This is a genomic window from Kitasatospora sp. HUAS MG31, assembly GCF_040571325.1.
GTDB classification, from domain to species: Bacteria; Actinomycetota; Actinomycetes; order Streptomycetales; family Streptomycetaceae; genus Kitasatospora; species Kitasatospora camelliae.
In genome coordinates this window covers 6,714,723-6,731,520 of sequence record NZ_CP159872.1, presented here as the reverse complement: position 1 = coordinate 6,731,520, position 16,798 = coordinate 6,714,723, and the positions used below count along the sequence as shown (strand labels likewise).

Below are 16,798 nucleotides of genomic sequence, written 5' to 3'. Positions count from 1 at the left end.
GGGGGGCTCCAGCCGGGAGGAGGTCAGGGACGGGGGAACCGCCACCGGGTCGGGGAGCCGGTGAAGTCCTCCTGGCGCAGGCCGAACGCCTGGACGGGGTGGACCCGGACGGTCGCGTTCACGGCGGGGTCGAGGAAGTCGGGGCCGTAGTCGGTGCGGTACTTGGTGTTGAGCGCCGCCAGGAAACGGATGATCGCCGGGCGGTCCGGGACGGTCTCGGCGCGGCCCTCCAGGACGACGGGGTTGAGCGGGTCGTCGGTGGTGACGGCGCAGTCGGGGTGCACGGCGAGGTTGCGGGCCTTGCGGGAGCCGAGGGCGGTGCTGAACCAGAGGCGGTCGTCCAGCCAGACGCCCCAGACCGGCATCACGTGCGGGCGTCCGTCGGGGCGGACGGTGGCGAGCCAGTAGTCGTGCGAGTCGGCCAGCCGCCGGCCGGCCCAGGACCACGGCAGCAACCCGCTGCCCTGCTCGGCGGGCAGGATCCCGTACCCGGGCATGTACGGCCGGCTCGCCGCCGGGTCCTCCATCGACACGCACAGCAGCGTACGGCGGCGGATGCCCGGCACGGGGTAGGCGCAACCGGTGGACCCTGAGGGACGCGGGGAACTGCGCGAATCGGGAGGCTCAGGCCGTACGACGCTCTCAGGAGGGTGAGTTGCACCTGCCGCGATCTTACGGTGGGTGATGACTGGTCGCGCAGTTCCCCGCGCCCCTGAAACAAGAACCCGGGTGCGTTCCCTCGCCCGGTCAGAAGGAGCTCCGCAGGAACTCGCGGTTGAGGCGGGCGATGCCGGTGAGGGGGATGCCCTTGGGGCAGGCGGTGGCGCATTCGCCGGTGTTGGTGCAGCCGCCGAAGCCCTCGTCGTCCATGGCGGCGACCATCGACCGCACCCGGCTCCCGCGCTCCGGCGCCCCCTGCGGCAGGACGTTGAGGTGGACGACCTTCGCGGCGGTGAAGAGCATGGCGGAGCCGTTGGGGCAGGCGGCCACGCAGGCGCCGCAGCCGATGCACTCGGCGTGTTCGAAGGCGAGGTCGGCGGCCTCCTTGGGGACGGCGGTGGCGTGGGCGTCGGGGGCGCTGCCGGTGGGGGCGGTGATGTAGCCGCCGGAGCCGATGATCCGGTCGAGGGCGCCGCGGTCCACGACCAGGTCGCGGACCACGGGGAAGGCGGCGGCGCGCCAGGGTTCGACGTCGATGGTGTCGCCGTCGCGGAAGTGCCGCATGTGGAGCTGGCAGGTGGTGGTCCGTTCGGGGCCGTGGGCCTGGCCGTTGATGACCATGCCGCAGGCGCCGCAGATGCCCTCGCGGCAGTCGTGGTCGAAGGCGACGGGGTCCTCGCCGCGGAGGATCAGCTCCTCGTTGAGGGTGTCGAGCATCTCCAGGAAGGACATGTCGGGGCTGATGCCGCTGACCCGGTAGGTGGTGAGCGCCCCGGGTGCGTCGGGGCCGGGCTGGCGCCAGATGCGCAGGGTGAGGTTCACGCGTAGCTCCGCTGGGTGGGGTGGACGTGCTCGAAGGCGAGGTGTTCGCGGTGCAGGACGGGGGCGCCGTCGGTGAACTCCCAGGCGGCCACGTAGCTGAAGTGCTCGTCGTCGCGGGCGGCCTCGCCGTCGGGGGTGGCGCTCTCGGTACGGAAGTGGCCGCCGCAGGACTCGGTGCGGTGCAGGGCGTCCAGGCACATCAGTTCGGCGAGTTCCAGGTAGTCGACCATCCGGTTGGCCTTCTCCAGGGTCTGGTTGAGCTGTTCGCCGGTGCCGGGCACCTTGACGCGCCGCCAGAACTCCTCGCGCAGCCGCGGGATCTCGGCGAGAGCGCGGCGCAGTCCGGCGTCGTCGCGGGCCATGCCGCACTCGTCCCAGAGGAGTTCGCCGAGTTCGCGGTGGAAGGACTCGGGGGTGCGGTCGCCGTCCACGGCGAGCAGCAGGTGGAGCCGGTCGGCGGCCTCGGCCTCGGCGGACCGGATCTCCGGGTGGTCGGGGGCGACCGCGCCGAGCGGGGTGCGGGCGAGGTAGTCGTTGAGGCTGGGCGGGAGGACGAAGTAGCCGTCGGCGAGGCCCTGCATCAGGGCGCTGGCGCCGAGCCGGTTGGCGCCGTGGTCGGAGAAGTTGGCCTCGCCGATGGCGAACAGGCCGGGGACGGTGGTCTGCAGGTCGTAGTCGACCCAGAGGCCGCCCATGGTGTAGTGGATCGCCGGGTAGATCCGCATGGGGACGCGGTAGGGGTCCTCGGCGGTGATCCGCTGGTACATCTCGAAGAGGTTGCCGTACCTGGCCTCGACGGCTTCGCGGCCCATCCGGGCGATGGCGTCGGCGAAGTCCAGGTAGACGCCCTGCCCGCCGGGTCCGACGCCGCGGCCCTCGTCACAGACCACCTTGGCGGCGCGGGAAGCGATGTCGCGGGGCACCAGGTTGCCGAACGAGGGGTAGATCCGTTCGAGGTAGTAGTCGCGTTCCTGCTCGGGGATCTCGGCGGGCGGGCGGGTGTCGCCCTGGGCCTTGGGCACCCAGATCCGGCCGTCGTTGCGCAGCGACTCGCTCATCAGGGTGAGCTTGGCCTGGTGGTCGCCGGAGCGGGGGATGCAGGTCGGGTGGATCTGGGTGAAGCAGGGGTTGGCGAAGTAGGCGCCGCGCCGGTGGGCCCGCCAGATCGCGGTGGCGTTGGAGTTCTTGGCGTTGGTGGAGAGGTGGAAGACGTTGCCGTAGCCGCCGGTGGCGAGGACCACCGCGTCGCCGAGGTGGGTGCTGATCTCGCCGGTGACCAGGTCGCGGGCGACGATGCCGCGGGCGTGGCCGTCGATGACGAGGAGGTCGAGCATCTCGGTGCGGGCGTGCATCTCGACGTTGCCGGCGGCGATCTGCCGGGAGAGTGCCTGGTAAGCGCCGAGCAGGAGTTGCTGGCCGGTCTGGCCGCGGGCGTAGAAGGTGCGGGAGACCTGGACGCCGCCGAAGGAGCGGGTGTCCAGCAGTCCGCCGTACTCGCGGGCGAAGGGGACGCCCTGGGCCACGCACTGGTCGATGATCTCCACCGAGACCTGGGCGAGCCGGTGGACGTTGGACTCGCGGGCACGGAAGTCGCCGCCCTTGACGGTGTCGTAGAACAGGCGGCGGATCGAGTCGCCGTCGTTGCGGTAGTTCTTGGCGGCGTTGATGCCGCCCTGGGCGGCGATGGAGTGGGCCCGGCGAGGGGAGTCCTGGAAGCAGAACTGCTGGACCCGGTAGCCCTGTTCGGCGAGGGTGGCGCCGGCGGCGCCGCCGGCCAGCCCGGTGCCGACCACGATCACGGTGTGCTTGCGGCGGTTCGCCGGGTTGACCAGCCTGGCCTCGAACCGCCGGGTGTCCCAGCGCTGTTCGATCGGCCCGGCGGGGGCCCGGGTGTCGGCGATCGGGTCGCCGAGGGTGTAGTCGAGGTGGGTCATGAGACGACTCCGGTCAGCACGGCGACGGGGACGGCGAGGAAGCCGGCGGTGAGCAGCAGGGCCAGCACGTTGGCGGTGGCCTTCAACGCCCGGTCGCGGCGCGGGTTGTTGGCGCCGAGGGTCTGCGCGGCGCTCCAGAAGCCGTGCCGGATGTGCAGGCCGAGGGCGAGCATGGCGACGATGTAGATCCCGCCGCCGTACCAGGTGGAGAAGGAGGCGACCACGTTCTGGTACGGGTGCCCCTCCTGGGCGGCGGGGTTCACGGTGAGCGTGGTGAGGTCCAGGATGTGCCAGACGATGAACAGGCCGAGGATCACCCCGCCCCAGCGCATGGTGCGGGTGGCGTAGCTCGCCCGCTGCCGGCGGTGCCGGTACTTCTGCGGCCGGGCGGCCAGGTCGCGCCGGCTGAGCTGGTACGCGGCGGTGGCGTGCGCGAGGACGGCGGCGAGCAGCACCGTCCGGGCGATCCACAGGAACCAGCCGTACCGCAGGAACGGCTCGCCGAGGGTGCGCAGCCAGTGGGCGTAGCCGTCGAGCTCGTCCGGGCCGAGGAAGACCTTGAGGTTGGCCAGCATGTGGGCCACCAGGTAGAGCAGCATCAGCAGGCCGCTGACCGCCATGACCGCCTTCTTGCCGACGGTGGAGCGCCAGAGGGCCGCCAGGGCGGACGGGTGTCGGCCCGTCCGGGTCACGAGTGCCATGGGGTCGACGGTAGGGAGGCGACCCGGGTGGCGTCCAAGACATGAAAACGCGGATCACGATAGGCACGGCCTATGATGGCCGGTGTGCAGTTCCAGCAGCTCCGCTACTTCGCCGCCGTGGCCGAGACCGGGCACTTCACCCGGGCGGCCGAGTCCTGTCATGTCGCACAGCCCTCACTGTCGCAGCAGATCCGTTCGCTGGAGCGGGAGTTGGGGGCCGAGCTGTTCCACCGGGGCCGGGGGTCGACGACCCTGACCGATGCCGGCGAGGCGCTGCTGCCGCTGGCCCGGCGCATCCTGGCGGACACCGAGAGCGCGCGGCGGGCCGTGCAGGAGACGGTGCAGCTGCGGCGTGGCCGGGTCCGGTTCGGGGCGCCGCCGAGCCTGTGCGTGAGCCTGGTGCCGGACGTGCTGCGGGAGTACCGCACCGGGTACCCCGGGGTGGAGCTGGTCCTCCAGGAGGACGGCTCGCGGGATCTGGTCCGCAGCCTGCGGGCCGGCGAGCTGGACCTGGCGCTGGTGATCACCCCGCGGGCCCGGGAGGCGCCGGCGCTGGCCGTCACCGAGCTGCTGCACGAGGAGCTGGTGCTGGTGACGGCCGAGCCGCTGCGGCGGCGCCGGGCGAGGATCGAGGACCTGCGCGAGCGGCGGCTGGTGATGTTCCGCGAGGGCTACGACGTCCGGGAGACCACGCTGGCGGCCTGCCGGGCGGCCGGGTTCGAGCCCCGGTACGCGGTGGAGGGCGGCGAGATGGACGCCGTGGTCGGCCTGGTCCGGGCCGGGCTGGGGGCGGCCGTGCTGCCCGGCATGGTGGCGGCCCGGTCGGGGCTGGCGGTGACGCCGTTCGCGGCGCCGGGGCTCGGGCGGACCATCGCCGTGGCGCACGGCGGGGAGCTGCCGCTGAGCCGGGCGGCGGCCGAGTTCCGGACCGTCCTGCTGGCCCACCTGGCCGAGGCCGCCCGGATCGGCGCCCTCCCGCCGGGGACCCGGCTGCTGCCCGGGGTGGCCTGACCGGCGCCGGCACGGGTGCACCCGGCGGGTCGACCAAGATCACGCCGCGGCCCTATCCTGCCGGGATGTCAGACACCACACCTCCGACCCTGCTCTTCGTCGTCGGTCCGGCCGCGGTCGGGAAGATGACCGTGGGCGGCGCCATAGCCGACCGCACGGGCTTCAAGCTCTTCCACAACCACCTGACCATCGAACCGCTGCTGCGCCTGTTCCCCTACGAGTCGCCCCAGTTCCAGCGGCTCAACCACGCCTTCCGGGAGCAGATCTTCGCCGAGGCCGCGGCGAGCGACCTGCCCGGGCTGGTGTTCACCCTCGTCTGGGACTTCGACGACCCCGAGGACGCGGCCCTGGTCGAGCGCTACGCGGCCCCGTTCCGCGAGCGCGGAGCGCGGGTGCTGTTCCTGGAGCTCTCCGCCGACCAGGAGGTCCGGCTGGAGCGCAACGCCGGCGAGACCCGCCTGGCGGAGAAGGCCTCCAAGCGCGACCTGGCGTGGTCGAACGGCAACCTGATCGGCATGGACGCCAGGTACCGGCTCAACTCGGTCGACGACTTCGCCCATCTCCCCGACGCGCACCTGCGGATCGACAACACCCGCCTCGGCCCCGACGAGGTCGCCGAGCGCGCGGTCGCGCACTTCAGGCTCTGACCCCGTCGGGCGGCTCACTCCGCCCGGTTCGCGGCGGGTCGCCGTCCGGAGGCCCGGTGTCCGCCAGGACCTGCGCGAACGCCTCGACGAGGTGCTGCGAGGCCGTGCGCATCGCGGACCGGGTCATGCCCGCGGCGTGCGGGGACAGGGTGCAGAAGGGGTTGTCCGCGAGGACGGAGGCGAAGCCGGGCCCCTCGGCCGCGAAGACGTCCACCGCGGCCCACCAAGGACCGCCGGCGGGGTCGCGCAGGGCTCGGTCGAGGGCCTCCTCGGGGACCACCGCGGCCCGGGAGGTGTTGACCAGCACCGATCCGGGCCGCATCAGCCGCAGTTCCTCGGCCCCGATCAGTCCGGCCGTCCGCGCGGTGGCCGGGACGTGCACCGAGACCACGTCGCAGCCCGCGAGCAGCTCGGCCAGGGTCCCGGTCCGGCGCCCGGGCCACCCGGCCGCCCGCTCCGGGGTGAACCGCGGCGACCCGTGGACCCACACCTCGGCGCCGAAGGCGCGCACCAGCTCGGCCACCCGGCGGGCGATGGCGCCGGAGCCCACCAGCCCCACCCGGGCGTCCGCGAGCCCGCGCACGGGCAGGTCCGCGACCGCGTCGGTCCAGGAGCCCCGGCGCAGGGCGGCGTCCCGTCGGCCGACGCCGCGCAGGGCGTCCAGCATCAGGGCCACGGTCAGTTCGGCCACCGCGGCCGCGTTGGCCCCCGGGGTCGTCCGGACCGCGACGCCGAGGCGTTCGGCCGCCGCGAGGTCGAAGGTGTCGGAGCCGGCGGCGGCCCGTCCGACCAGCCGCAGGCGCCGCACCAGGCCGTCCCGGGTCGCCCGCTCCAGCACCGCCCGGGTGAGGGGGATACCGGCCCGGCACTTGAGCACCTCGTGGCCGCGTCCGCCGTCCTCCAGGTGGCCGGCCAGCTCCCGTTCGTCGAAGCCGTCGAAGTCCACGGCCGCCCAGCGGGCCGCGATCCGGGCGCGGAGGCCGGGGTCGGCGACCCGGCGCAGGTTGACCGTGGGGACCAGGCCGAGAGCGGTGAGGGCGGCCAGTTCGGTGAGCGCGTCCTCCCCGGGGGCCGGGTCCACGACGAGGACGCGGCGCGGAGTCCGGTCCACCTGGTCCCTCTGTTCCCTGAAAATACGTCAACTCCTTAGCCCAGTAGGATGCTAGCATCCTACTCATGAGCGCCGAGCGACAGGTGAAACAGTTCAACGTCTACCTGCCCGTCGACCTCATTCGAGAGGTCAAGCACCATGCCGTCGACACGGAGCGGTCGCTGTCCGCGATCGTCCAGGCGGCCCTGTCCGAGTACCTGCAGCGCATGGGCACCACCGGGAAGGAGAGCACACATGGCGACTGACGGCATCGAGGGATTCCTCGTCGAGACCCGCAACTACGGTGCGACCGCAGCGTTCTGGAAGTCCCTCGGGTTCGAGAGCGTGCTGGAGACCGACCACGGCTCCGGGCACTGGCGCCACCCGGCCGGCGGGCCGTACGTGTTCATCGTCGAGCAGCACGACCGCGAGCTCGCCACCCGCCCCGTGCTGACCGTGGCCGACGCCGCGGCCTTCGCACCCGACCGCACACCGGAGTACGCCGAGCCGTTCACGCCCACCCACTGGGGCGTCCAGCAGGCGGCGCTCCGCGACCCCGACGGGCGGACCGTCGCCCTCCAGGCCCCCCTCCCCCACGGCACGGAAGGACACTCCCATGGCTGACGCACCGCTCACCGAGCGCCCGGTACCGGACCACACCGCCGTCCGCGTCGCCCTCTGGCGCGCCCTCCACGTCGAGGCCGACGCCGCGCCGTACGTGCTCGAGGACCGGATCGGGCTCCGGCTCGCCGACCCCGGGCCCGACTGGCGCGAGCGCGGCGACATGACGATGCCGGGGGTCAGCGGCGTCCGCGCCTCGATGGTCGCCCGCGCCCGCTTCGTCGAGGACCTCGTCGCCGAACGCGCCGACGCCGGCGCCGCACAGTACGTCATCCTCGGCGCCGGCCTGGACACCTTCGCCCAGCGCCGCCCCGAACTCGGTTCCCGCCTGCGCGTGTTCGAGGTGGACCAGCCCGGTACGCAGGCCTGGAAGCGGCAGCGGCTGGCCGAACTCGGCCACGCCGTACCGTCCTGGCTCACCCTGGTCCCCGTCGACTTCGAGGCCGGCGACTCCTGGTGGGAGCGGCTCACCGCCGCCGGGTTCGACCCGGACCTGCCGACGGTCGTCGCCTCCACCGGCGTCAGCATGTACCTCACCCGCGAGGCCAACACCGCGACGCTGCGCCAGGCCGCGGCGCTCGCCCCCGGCTCCGTCCTGGCCACCACCTTCCTGCCGCCGCTGGAGCTGCTCGACCCGGAGCAGCGGCGGGTGCAGGAGTTCTCGATGCGGGGGGCCGCCGCGGCGGGCACCCCGTTCCTCAGCCTGTACGCGCCCGAGGAGATCCGGCGGGACGCCCTGGCGGCGGGGTTCGGCCGGGCCGTGCACGTCTCCCCCGACGAGCTGGCCGCCCGGTACTTCGCCGGCCGCGGCGACGGGCTGGAACTGCCGCGCGCCGAACAGTTCCTGGTCGCGGAGGTGTGAGCGGCTGTGGCCGCTGGCTAGGGTGAGGGTGACACGACAGGCAGGGGCAGGGGGAGTACGTGAAGCTCGACGAGATCCTGGCGGACGCGGCCCGCGGGGTGTTCCCGCCCTCCGACGGCGGGGTCACCGTGGTGCCGCAGCCCTCGGAGCGGGAGGCCGGGGTGGTCTCCTTCAGCGCCCACGCGGTGGTGTTCTGCGACGAGGACCCGGTCTGGGTGAAGCAGGCGATCGCGGACTCCCCGGCGGACCCGCTCGCCGCGCCGCTCTCGCCGTCCTTCCTCACCGCCCTCGCCGCCCGCACCGGCCGGAACATCGGCAACGTCGACCTGATCACCGCGGCCGGACGGCTGCCGGGCGCACCCGCCCTGACCGTCGAGCCGATCACCGACCGGGAGCACCCGCGGGTCGTCCGGGCCCTGCGGTACCGGGAGGACGTCCGGGTGTGGAGCACGCCGGACGGGGCGGGCGTGCTGGTGCTCGGGCGCGGGGTGGCCGGGCGCTGGGAGGCCTCGGTGGAGGTCGATCCGGCGGCGCGCGGGCGCGGCCTGGGGCGGGCCCTGGCAGTCGCCGCCCGGCATCTGCTGCCGGAGGGGGACGTCCTGTGGGCCCAGCAGGCACCCGGCAACGCCACCAGCGTCCGCACCTTCCAGGCGGCGGGGTACCGTCCGATCGGCGCGGAGGTGCTGCTGGTCAGGCACCGGCTCTGAGCCCGGTCGGCCGGTCGGTCGGCCGGTCGGCCGGTCGGCCGGCGTCAGGCCTGCGCGGTGGGCCGGACGACGATCTCGCTGATGTCGACGCCGTCCGGCTGCTCGATCGCGTAGCCGATGGCGGAGGCGACGGCGGAGGGTGGCATGGCCATCTCGTCGCGCTGCCGGGTCATCGCGGCCGCGACCTCGGGGCTTGCGCCCTTGCCGACGCCCTCGGTGTGGGTGAACCCCGGCGAGACCAGGGTGACCCGCAGGTCCGGTCCCGACTCCTGCCGCAGGCCCTCGGTGAGCACCTTCACCGCCGCCTTGGTGGCCGCGTAGACGCCCTGCGGAGGCTTCACGACGTAGGCCGCGGTGGAGGCGACGTTGACGAACTGGCCGGAGCGCTGCCGCCGGAAGACCGGCAGCGCCGCCCCGATGCCGTTCAGCAGTCCGGTGATGTGGGTGGCGACCATGGCGTCCCAGTCGTCCTGGCGCAGCTCGTCGAACGGCGAGACCGCCATCGTGCCGGCGTTGGAGACCAGGACGTCGAGCCGGCCGAAGCGGTCGACCGCGGTGTCCGTCAGCCGCCGGAGGTCCTCGCGACACGTCACGTCGACGACGACCCCGGTGGCCGAGGCGCCCTGTGCCGTGATCCGGTCCACCACCGCGTTCAGCCGGTCCTCCCGCCGGGCCCCGAGCACCAGGCGGGCCCCGCGGGCGGCGAGGTAGGTCGCCGTCGCCTCGCCGATGCCGCTGCTGGCGCCCGTGATCGCCACGACCTTGCCCTCGATCCCTGACATTCGGCTTCCCTTCCCGGGGCGTGCGCGCGTCGGCGCGGCGCACTGATCTACAGTGAATCGGGGGCACCCCCACTTGAGGCTAAGTGGGGGCGCCCCCGATTAGCAAGTGACGAGCGCCCGAGAGGGGATGACCACGCTGATGGCCGACGGAGCAGCACGACCGCTGCGGGCCGACGCACGGCGCAACAGGGAGGCGATCCTCACCGCCGCCGTGCGCGTGTTCGCGTCGGAGGGGCTGGACGCCCACCTGGAGCGCATCGCCCGGGAGGCGGGCGTGGGCAGCGCGACCCTGTACCGCAACTTCCCCACCCGGGAGGCCCTGATCGAGGCGGTCTACCGCAACGAGGTGGCCCACCTGTGCGACGCGGCCCCCGCACTCCTCGCGGCGAAGGCGCCGGACGCCGCTCTCCGCGCCTGGACGCGCCTCTTCCTGGACTACGTCAGCGCCAAGTACGGCATGGTCGACGCCCTGCGCGCCATCGCCGCGACGGGCGGCAACCCCTACGGCCACAGCCGGGACCTCATCCAGGCCGCCATCACCACCCTCATGGACGCGTGCGCGGCCGCCGGGGTGATCCGCACCGACATCAGCCCCGGCGACCTCGGCGCCGCCCTCGAAGGCATCGCCCTCACCTCGGCGGGCGCCGAACACCGGCAGCGGGCGGAGCGCCTGCTCGACCTCACCCTGGACGGTCTCAGGCCCCGCCCGTGAGATGTGACGACACGTCAGGGCGGTGACGTCACGGGTGCAGCTCGGGCGGCAGGCCGGTCCAGCGCAGGTCCTCGGGCAGATGGCCGGCGTCGTTGTAGGTCAGCACGGAGGCGAGCCGGCCCGGCGCGTACCGGATCACGGTGAGTGCGGCGTTGCCGTGGTTCAGCCCGGCCCAGCGCCACGGCGGGGCGTCCATGGCGTGCCGGACCAGCCAGCCGATCAGGAAGTTGTGCGTCACCAGCAGCTCGTACGAATCCCGCCCGCCCGCCACCGGCCCGGTGAAGCGGGCCAGCGCCTCCCGGGCCAGCTCGGGCCCGCGGGCCAACTCCTGCGACCCGTAGTGCTCCAGGACGCGGGTGACCACGGCGGCGTGCTCGGCTGGCAGGTCCCCCTCGGCCGGGAGGTACGGCGGGTAGTCGCCGGCGGGTTCGGCGGCGGAGGGCGTCGGTGCGGCGGTCAGCCGGGAGGCGATCAGCTGTGCGGTCTGCGCGGCCCTGGGCAGCGGGCCGTGGTGGACGGCGGTGAACGGGATGTCCCGCAGCCGGTCGCCGAGGAGTTCGGCCTGCCGGCGGCCGCGGTCCGTCAGGCCGCTCTCGTCGGGCAGCGCCTCACCGTGCCGGGCCAGGTAGAGGTAGCGGGTAGCGATCATGAAGGGGGCGACGCACGGCCCGGGCGGGCGGTTCCCCGCCCGGATGGCGGCGGCCGGGCGGGGCATCGACTCCGGGGCTTGGTCAGTACCAGCCCGTCCAGGAGTCCTTGTAGCAGCACTGGGTGGCGTGGTAGGCGCGGGCCGTCAGCGAGCCGTGGTCGTCGACCATGGCCGTCCACGTCTTGGAGCTGCTGACGTACGCGGAGTAGCTGAGGCCGGTGGAGCTGGTGACCGCCACGTAGTCGCCGACGTAGGACTGCAGCAGCCGACCCCAGGCGGCCCCGCAGGCCGGGCTGTAGCGCAACTGGAGCAACCGGCCGTCGTCCGTGGTCACCTGGGAGCCGGTGTAGGCGTCGGCGTAACAGCCCAGCGCCTGTGGGTCCTTGCCGTTGCAGCCGGAGCCGTAGCACCCGACGGCCGCATGGGCCGGGGAGACCCCCACCAGGGCGCTCAACGCGAGTGCTCCGACACCGGCGAGCACGCCGATCCTTCTGCGGTCCATGTCCTGCCTCCCGTCCCGCACCCGCCGTTCGGCGGCGGGCGCTCCTCGGCTCGGAGGCACCGACTGTAGTGCGGGCGTGCCGGCGGCGAACATGGTGTGGACCAACCCAATTCCCTTGCCGCAAAGGCGGTTTGCCACATGGCCGCAGCCGCTGGCGGCGGCCGCACCGGGGCGGGAACGGGCGGAGCGCGCCCCGGGGTTGGTGGCCGCCGGGTGGTGGCCGGGGGCGCGCTCGGGACGGTCAGGCCGGGCTGGTGGCGAGCAGCGCGGTGGTGGTCACCTTGTTGTCGCACTCGGCGAACAGCCCGTCCGCCAGGCCGACCTGGTGGGAACCGGCGCCGCCCGGCAGGCCCAGGACCACGCTCGGGTAGGCGACCGGGGTGGCGCCGGAGACGCAGTAGCCGTCGGCCTCGCCCTGCACCTGGACGAAGGTCAGCTTGGCGTACGCCTTGCCGCCCGGCGCCAGCTTGACCGGGGCGGCGGAGCCGCTGTGGGTCACCGTGAGCGGCACGTTCTTGTCCGGCGAGCCGTTGCCGGCGCCGGCCACCGTCGGGAAGCCCTGCACGGTGCAGGGGTGTCCGGAGCTGTTGGTGACGGTGACGACCGCGGCGCCGAGCCCCGTCCCCTGGGGACGCTCGGCCGCCTGGCGGGCGGACACCTTCAGCTCCGTCCCGGTGCAGGCGGCCGCCGCACCGCCCGAGGCCTCGGCCCCCTTGCCGGCGGCCGTCGCACTCGCGCTCGCGGCCGGGGCACCGCCCCTGGTGGGCGCGGAGGCCGCGGACGCCGCGGCACTCGGCGCACCGGTGGCCGCGGCCGACGGCGCCGACGCCGCCCCGGCGGAACCGCCGCCCGGCTCGCAGGCGGTGGCCAGCAGCGCGGCCGCGGCCACCGCGACCATCGTCGCCGCGACTCTGCGGGCACTCGTTCCGTACGACATGACGCCCCCCGATTGGAGTGGTAGGTGCCGATCGGCGTCGGCGCTCGCCCACGTACACACGGCCGCGCCGGTGGCGGTTCCGGCCTCCCGACGGTGTGACACGGCGGTGACGAATCCCGGAAATTCGCCCACATACCCCGGGACGGCTCTCCGCAGTCGGCGCCCCTGAGTGGTTGCCCGGTTGCCCTAAGGGGTTGCCGGTTGCGCGGGGTTAGCCGGTAGCGGTCCGGGGGATTCCCGCGTCCGTCAGGGGGTCGGGGCGGTGGCGGTGATGATGTCGACGGCGTGGGTGATCTGCTGGTCGGTCAGGTCGCCGCGGGCGGTGAGGCGGAGGCGGGAGATGCCGTCCGGGACGGACGGGGGGCGGAAGCAGCCGACGGCGAGGCCGGCGGTGCGGCAGTCCGCGGCCCAGCGGACTGCGGCCTCGGGGCCGGGGGTGCGGACGGAGACCACGGCGGCGTCGGGGGTGGAGGCGTGCAGGCCGGCGGCGGTGAGCCGGGCGGCGAGGGTGCGGGCGACCTCGCGGGCGCGGTCGGCACGGTGCGGTTCGGCCCGGAGCAGGCGCAGGGCGCCGAGGGCGGCGCCGACGGCGGCGGGGGCGAGGCCGGTGTCGAAGATGAAGGTGCGGGCGGTCTCGGTCAGGTGTCTGATGACCCGTCGGGGACCGAGGACGGCTCCGCCCTGGGAGCCGAGGGACTTGGAGAGGGTGACGGTGGCGACCACGTCGGGCTCGCCGGCCAGGCCGGCGGCCGCGGGAGCGCCGGCACCGCCGGGGCCGAGGACGCCGAGACCGTGGGCGTCGTCGACGAGGAGGGCGGCGCCGTGGGCGCGGGCGGCGGCGGAGAGCCCGGTCAGCGGGGCGGCGTTGCCGTCGACGGAGAAGACGGTGTCGCTGACCACCAGGGCCCGCCGGTGGGTGCGGGTGCGGAGGACGTCGGCGACGGCGTCCGGGTCGGCGTGCGGGGCGCGGTGGACGTCGCTGCGGGAGAGCCGGCAGCCGTCGATCAGCGAGGCGTGGTTGTACGCGTCGGAGACGATCAGCGTGTCCGGGTCGGTGAGCGCGGTCAGGGCGGCGAGGTTGGCGGCGTACCCGGAGGAGAACACCAGGGCGGCCTCGAAGCCGGTGAACTCGGCGAGTTCCCGCTCCAGTTCGGTGTGCAGCTCGGTGGTGCCGGTGACCAGGCGGGAGCCGGTGGAGCCGCCGCCCCAGCGGAGTGCGGCGTCGGCGGCGGCCCGGGTGACGGCCGGGTGGTGGACCAGCCCGAGGTAGTCGTTGCTGGCCAGGTCCACGACCGGGTCGTCCGCGGGACGGCTGCGCAGGGTCCGGGTCAGCCCGGCCTCGGCCCGGAGTTCGGCGGCCTCGTCGAGCCAGTCGAAGACGGTGGCGGGGGCGAGGGCGGGCGCGGGTGACTGGACCATGGACGGCACTCTGTCATCCGCCGCAGGGCGGCGGCAATGTGCGTCGAGGCACACTCCCCCGGGGTGCGAGCGCGTAGACTCCCCCGATCGGCGCGTTCGGCGCGGCCGCCGCGCGGGGGGTGTCCGGCGGGTCCGGGCGGGGCCCGGTGCGTCCCCGCGCCCGGCGGAGGGAGCGTGGGTGGACGACGGCCGCCTGACCGTGCGGAAGGTGTTGGAGCTCGACCTGGTGGCCCCCTGGGACGCCGAGGTGGTGGCGGGCCGGGGGCGGCTGGACCGGCCGGTGCGCTGGCTGCACGTGGCCGAGGCGCGGGACGTGGCGGTGATGCTCAGCGGCGGCGAGATCGTCCTGACCACCGGGGTGCTGCTGGCGGGCGACGAGGCGGCGCAGGTCGAGTACGTGGAGTCGATGCGGCGGGCCGACGCGGCAGCCGTGTTCCTCGGCCTGGGACGGGCGTTCGGGACCACGCCGGGGCCGATGCGGCGGGCGGCGGAGCGCTGCGGGGTGCCGCTGGTCGTCCTGCACCGGCCGGCGCCGTTCGCCCGGCTGACCGAGGAGGTGCAGGCCCGGCTGCTGCACGGCCGGTACGCGGCCCTGGACCTGCTGGACCGGATGGGGTCGGCGCTCTCCGCGCTCAACCTCTCCGGGGTGCCGCTGCAGCGGCTGCTGGACGAGGTCGCCGCCTTCGCGGGCTGCCCGGCGGTGGTGGTGAACCTGGCGCACCGGGTGCTGGCCGCCGGCGGGCCGCAGGAGGCGGTGGGCGATCTGCTGCGCGACTGGGAGCGGGTGTCCCGCCAGGTCGCGGCGCTGCGCGGGAACGGGCCGGTGGCGCTCGGCGCGGACGGCTGGGTGGTGGCCCGGCTGGAGGCGCGCGGCCGGCAGTGGGGATACCTGGTGCTGTTCGGCCATCCGGGTACCGCCGACACCGGGGTGGCGCTCGGCCGGCGGGCCGCGGAGGCGCTGGCGGTGCACCGGCTGCTGGGCGACCGGGAACGCGGCTGGGAGGACCAGGCCGCCGAGGCGCTGCTCACCGACCTCGCCTCGGGCACGGTCCGGCCGGAGCAGTTGCTCCCCCGGATCCGGGCGGCCGGACTGCCCGCGAACCGGCGGACCTTCGTCCCGGTGGTGGTGCGCTGCTGCGGCGAGACGGGCGGCGAGGCCGAGACCGGCCCGGGCGGCGCGGCCGGCGGGCTGCGGGAGCTGGTCGAACGGGCGCTGGCCGAGGCGGCGCTGGCCGGCCTGGTCGCCAGGATCGGGCCCGGGGAGGCGACGGCCGTCCTGCTCAGCCTGCCGTCCGAGCTGGACGCGGACGAGGAGGTGGCCCGGCTGGCCGCCCGGCTGCACGAGCGGACGTCCGCCCGGGGCGCGGGCCGGGCGGTGGTCGCCGCCGGGTTCGGCTGCGGGGTGCTGGACGAGGTGCGGCGCTCGTTCGTGGAGGCGGTGCACGTCGCGGACGCGGCACTGGCCGGCCCGCCCCCGCCCGGCAAGGTGGCCCGTCTGCGGGACGTCCGGCTGCGCGGGCTGGTCCGGCTGCTGCGGGACGAGCCCGAGCTCCAGGGCTTCGTCGAACGGGAGTTGGGCCCGCTGCTCGGCCGCCACGACCTGCTGGACGTGCTCCGCACCTACCTGCGGACCGGCCGCAACAAGTCCCTGGCCGCCCAGGAGCAGCACGTCAGCCGGCCGGCCCTGTACCGGCGCCTGCAGAGCATCGAGGCCCTCCTCGGCGTCGACCTGGACGACCTGGAACAGCTCACCTCCCTCTACGTGGCCCTCCTCGCCCACGACGCCCAGCAGGGCCCCTGACCTCGACCGGTTGCGTACGGCCTAGCCCAGCAGGGCGGCGATCGTGCGGCGGGCCGTGGCGGTCATGTCCGGGCGGGTGCGGCGGTAGTAGCGGAGTTCGGCGAGGGCGATGGACAGGGTCCAGCCGCGGGCGCGGGCCCAGGTGGCGTCGTCCGCGCCGGCGCTGGTGCGGAACAGGGCGCGGGAGGCGGCGGGCAGCACGTACCAGGCGGCGATCAGGTCGACGGCCGGGTCGCCGAGGCCGAAGCAGCCGAAGTCGATGACGGCGGACAGCCGGCCCTCGTGGAGCAGCAGGTTGCCGGGCTGGAGGTCGGCGTGCAGCCAGACGGGCGGCCCGGGCCAGGGGTCGGCGGCCAGGGCGGCCTCCCAGACGGCGTGGGCCCGGCGGAGGTCCGCGGGGGTGCCGAGGTCGCCGGCGGCGGCCACGTCGGCGAGGTTCTCGCGGGTGCCGGGGTCGCGGGCGGTGAGGGGTTCGCTGCGGAAGGAGGGCGGGGCGCCGGCCGGGTCGGTGCCCCGCAGGACGGTGAGGAAGGCGCCCAGGTCGCGGGCGAGGCGGTCCGGCTCGGCGATGGCGTCCGGGGTGGCGGTGCGCCCGGGGAGCCAGCGGTAGACGGACCAGGCCCAGGGGAAGCCCTCGGCGGGCTCGCCCAGGCCGACCGGCTCGGGGACGGCGACGGGCAGCGCCGGAGCGAGCCGGGGCAGCCAGTGGTGCTCGGCGGCGATGTCCCGGGCGGCGCCCTCGGTCCGGGGGAGCCTGACCACCAGGTCCGGGCCGAGCCGGTACATCTGGTTGGAGGTGCCCGCGGAGCCGACCGTGACGAGGTCCCGCTCCGCCCAGTGCGGGAACCGGCCGCGCAGCAACCGCCGCACCAGGGCGGCGTCCACCTCCGGCTCACCGGCGTGCAGACCCATCCGTACGTCCCCTCTCCCCTGCCGGACAC

The 16,798-nt window shown here is 74.8% G+C and carries 19 protein-coding genes; 8 read left to right on the top strand and 11 right to left on the bottom strand.

Features of this window, described 5'->3' with window-relative positions; genetic code table 11:
* Positions 1-23 precede the first annotated feature (23 nt).
* The 4 genes from ABWK59_RS30050 to ABWK59_RS30035 all read right to left on the bottom strand — a co-directional run bounded on the left by ABWK59_RS30050 (position 24) and on the right by ABWK59_RS30035 (position 4,117).
* Positions 24-527 carry a pyridoxamine 5'-phosphate oxidase family protein gene (locus ABWK59_RS30050; RefSeq protein WP_354645156.1) on the bottom strand — a complete coding sequence of 168 codons (504 nt, stop codon included), beginning with the start codon at positions 525-527 and terminating at the stop codon, positions 24-26.
* A gap of 220 nt (positions 528-747) precedes the next feature.
* Positions 748-1,482, bottom strand: coding sequence for a succinate dehydrogenase/fumarate reductase iron-sulfur subunit (locus ABWK59_RS30045; protein WP_354643789.1), 735 nt, complete (start codon positions 1,480-1,482; stop codon positions 748-750).
* Positions 1,479-3,416, bottom strand: coding sequence for a fumarate reductase/succinate dehydrogenase flavoprotein subunit (locus ABWK59_RS30040; protein ID WP_354643788.1), 1,938 nt, complete (start codon positions 3,414-3,416; stop codon positions 1,479-1,481). Before ABWK59_RS30040 ends, ABWK59_RS30045 begins: the two co-directional genes overlap by 4 nt.
* Positions 3,413-4,117 carry a succinate dehydrogenase cytochrome b subunit gene (locus ABWK59_RS30035; RefSeq protein ID WP_354643787.1) on the bottom strand — a complete coding sequence of 235 codons (705 nt, stop codon included), beginning with the start codon at positions 4,115-4,117 and terminating at the stop codon, positions 3,413-3,415. Before ABWK59_RS30035 ends, ABWK59_RS30040 begins: the two co-directional genes overlap by 4 nt.
* A gap of 84 nt (positions 4,118-4,201) precedes the next feature.
* Here ABWK59_RS30035 and ABWK59_RS30030 point away from each other — a divergent pair, with 84 nt between their 5' ends.
* Both ABWK59_RS30030 and ABWK59_RS30025 read left to right on the top strand, forming a co-directional pair.
* Positions 4,202-5,128 (top strand): LysR family transcriptional regulator, encoded by a 927-nt coding sequence (locus ABWK59_RS30030; RefSeq protein WP_354643786.1) that lies wholly within the window; start codon positions 4,202-4,204, stop codon positions 5,126-5,128.
* Between the two features lie 65 nt (positions 5,129-5,193).
* Positions 5,194-5,775: a hypothetical protein gene (locus tag ABWK59_RS30025; RefSeq protein WP_354643785.1), complete on the top strand. Its 582-nt coding sequence runs from the start codon at positions 5,194-5,196 to the stop codon at positions 5,773-5,775.
* Here ABWK59_RS30025 and ABWK59_RS30020 read toward each other — a convergent pair.
* Entirely contained in the window at positions 5,765-6,886 is a 1,122-nt protein-coding gene (locus ABWK59_RS30020) for an NAD(P)-dependent oxidoreductase (protein ID WP_354643784.1), read from the bottom strand. The two genes, ABWK59_RS30025 and ABWK59_RS30020, sit on opposite strands and share 11 nt — an antisense overlap.
* A 65-nt stretch (positions 6,887-6,951) precedes the next feature.
* Between ABWK59_RS30020 and ABWK59_RS30015 the strand changes: the two genes are divergently transcribed.
* Genes ABWK59_RS30015 through ABWK59_RS30000 form a run of 4 tightly spaced genes read left to right on the top strand, consistent with a single transcriptional unit; the run spans position 6,952 to position 9,055 of the window.
* Positions 6,952-7,131: a ribbon-helix-helix domain-containing protein gene (locus ABWK59_RS30015; protein ID WP_354643783.1), complete on the top strand. Its 180-nt coding sequence runs from the start codon at positions 6,952-6,954 to the stop codon at positions 7,129-7,131.
* Entirely contained in the window at positions 7,121-7,489 is a 369-nt protein-coding gene (locus tag ABWK59_RS30010; protein WP_354643782.1) for a VOC family protein, read from the top strand. The genes ABWK59_RS30015 and ABWK59_RS30010 overlap by 11 nt, the downstream gene beginning before the upstream one ends.
* Complete coding sequence (locus ABWK59_RS30005) at positions 7,482-8,348, top strand: class I SAM-dependent methyltransferase (protein WP_354643781.1); 867 nt, start codon at positions 7,482-7,484, stop codon at positions 8,346-8,348. Before ABWK59_RS30010 ends, ABWK59_RS30005 begins: the two co-directional genes overlap by 8 nt.
* A gap of 59 nt (positions 8,349-8,407) precedes the next feature.
* Entirely contained in the window at positions 8,408-9,055 is a 648-nt protein-coding gene (locus ABWK59_RS30000; protein ID WP_354643780.1) for a GNAT family N-acetyltransferase, read from the top strand.
* Between the two features lie 44 nt (positions 9,056-9,099).
* On the opposite strand, the gene ABWK59_RS29995 is transcribed toward ABWK59_RS30000, so the two are convergent.
* Positions 9,100-9,837, bottom strand: coding sequence for an SDR family oxidoreductase (locus ABWK59_RS29995; protein ID WP_354643779.1), 738 nt, complete (start codon positions 9,835-9,837; stop codon positions 9,100-9,102).
* A 139-nt stretch (positions 9,838-9,976) separates the two neighbouring features.
* On the opposite strand from ABWK59_RS29995, the gene ABWK59_RS29990 reads away from it, so the two are divergent.
* Positions 9,977-10,549 (top strand): TetR/AcrR family transcriptional regulator, encoded by a 573-nt coding sequence (locus ABWK59_RS29990; RefSeq protein WP_354645155.1) that lies wholly within the window; start codon positions 9,977-9,979, stop codon positions 10,547-10,549.
* Between the two features lie 28 nt (positions 10,550-10,577).
* On the opposite strand, the gene ABWK59_RS29985 is transcribed toward ABWK59_RS29990, so the two are convergent.
* From ABWK59_RS29985 to ABWK59_RS29970, 4 genes are all read right to left on the bottom strand, one after another.
* Positions 10,578-11,198, bottom strand: a complete 621-nt coding sequence (locus ABWK59_RS29985; RefSeq protein WP_354643778.1) for a histidine phosphatase family protein — start codon at positions 11,196-11,198, stop codon at positions 10,578-10,580.
* An 82-nt stretch (positions 11,199-11,280) separates the two neighbouring features.
* Positions 11,281-11,700, bottom strand: a complete 420-nt coding sequence (locus ABWK59_RS29980) for a DUF2690 domain-containing protein (protein WP_354643777.1) — start codon at positions 11,698-11,700, stop codon at positions 11,281-11,283.
* 241 nt (positions 11,701-11,941) lie between these two features.
* Complete coding sequence (locus ABWK59_RS29975; RefSeq protein WP_354643776.1) at positions 11,942-12,637, bottom strand: DUF4232 domain-containing protein; 696 nt, start codon at positions 12,635-12,637, stop codon at positions 11,942-11,944.
* 246 nt (positions 12,638-12,883) lie between these two features.
* Positions 12,884-14,056, bottom strand: coding sequence for an 8-amino-7-oxononanoate synthase (locus ABWK59_RS29970; RefSeq protein WP_354643775.1), 1,173 nt, complete (start codon positions 14,054-14,056; stop codon positions 12,884-12,886).
* A gap of 178 nt (positions 14,057-14,234) precedes the next feature.
* Between ABWK59_RS29970 and ABWK59_RS29965 the strand changes: the two genes are divergently transcribed.
* On the top strand, positions 14,235-15,857 hold the full coding sequence (locus tag ABWK59_RS29965; RefSeq protein ID WP_354643774.1) for a PucR family transcriptional regulator: 1,623 nt from the start codon (positions 14,235-14,237) through the stop codon (positions 15,855-15,857).
* Between the two features lie 21 nt (positions 15,858-15,878).
* Here ABWK59_RS29965 and ABWK59_RS29960 read toward each other — a convergent pair whose 3' ends face one another.
* Positions 15,879-16,769, bottom strand: a complete 891-nt coding sequence (locus ABWK59_RS29960) for an aminoglycoside phosphotransferase family protein (RefSeq protein WP_354643773.1) — start codon at positions 16,767-16,769, stop codon at positions 15,879-15,881.
* Positions 16,770-16,798 lie beyond the last annotated feature (29 nt).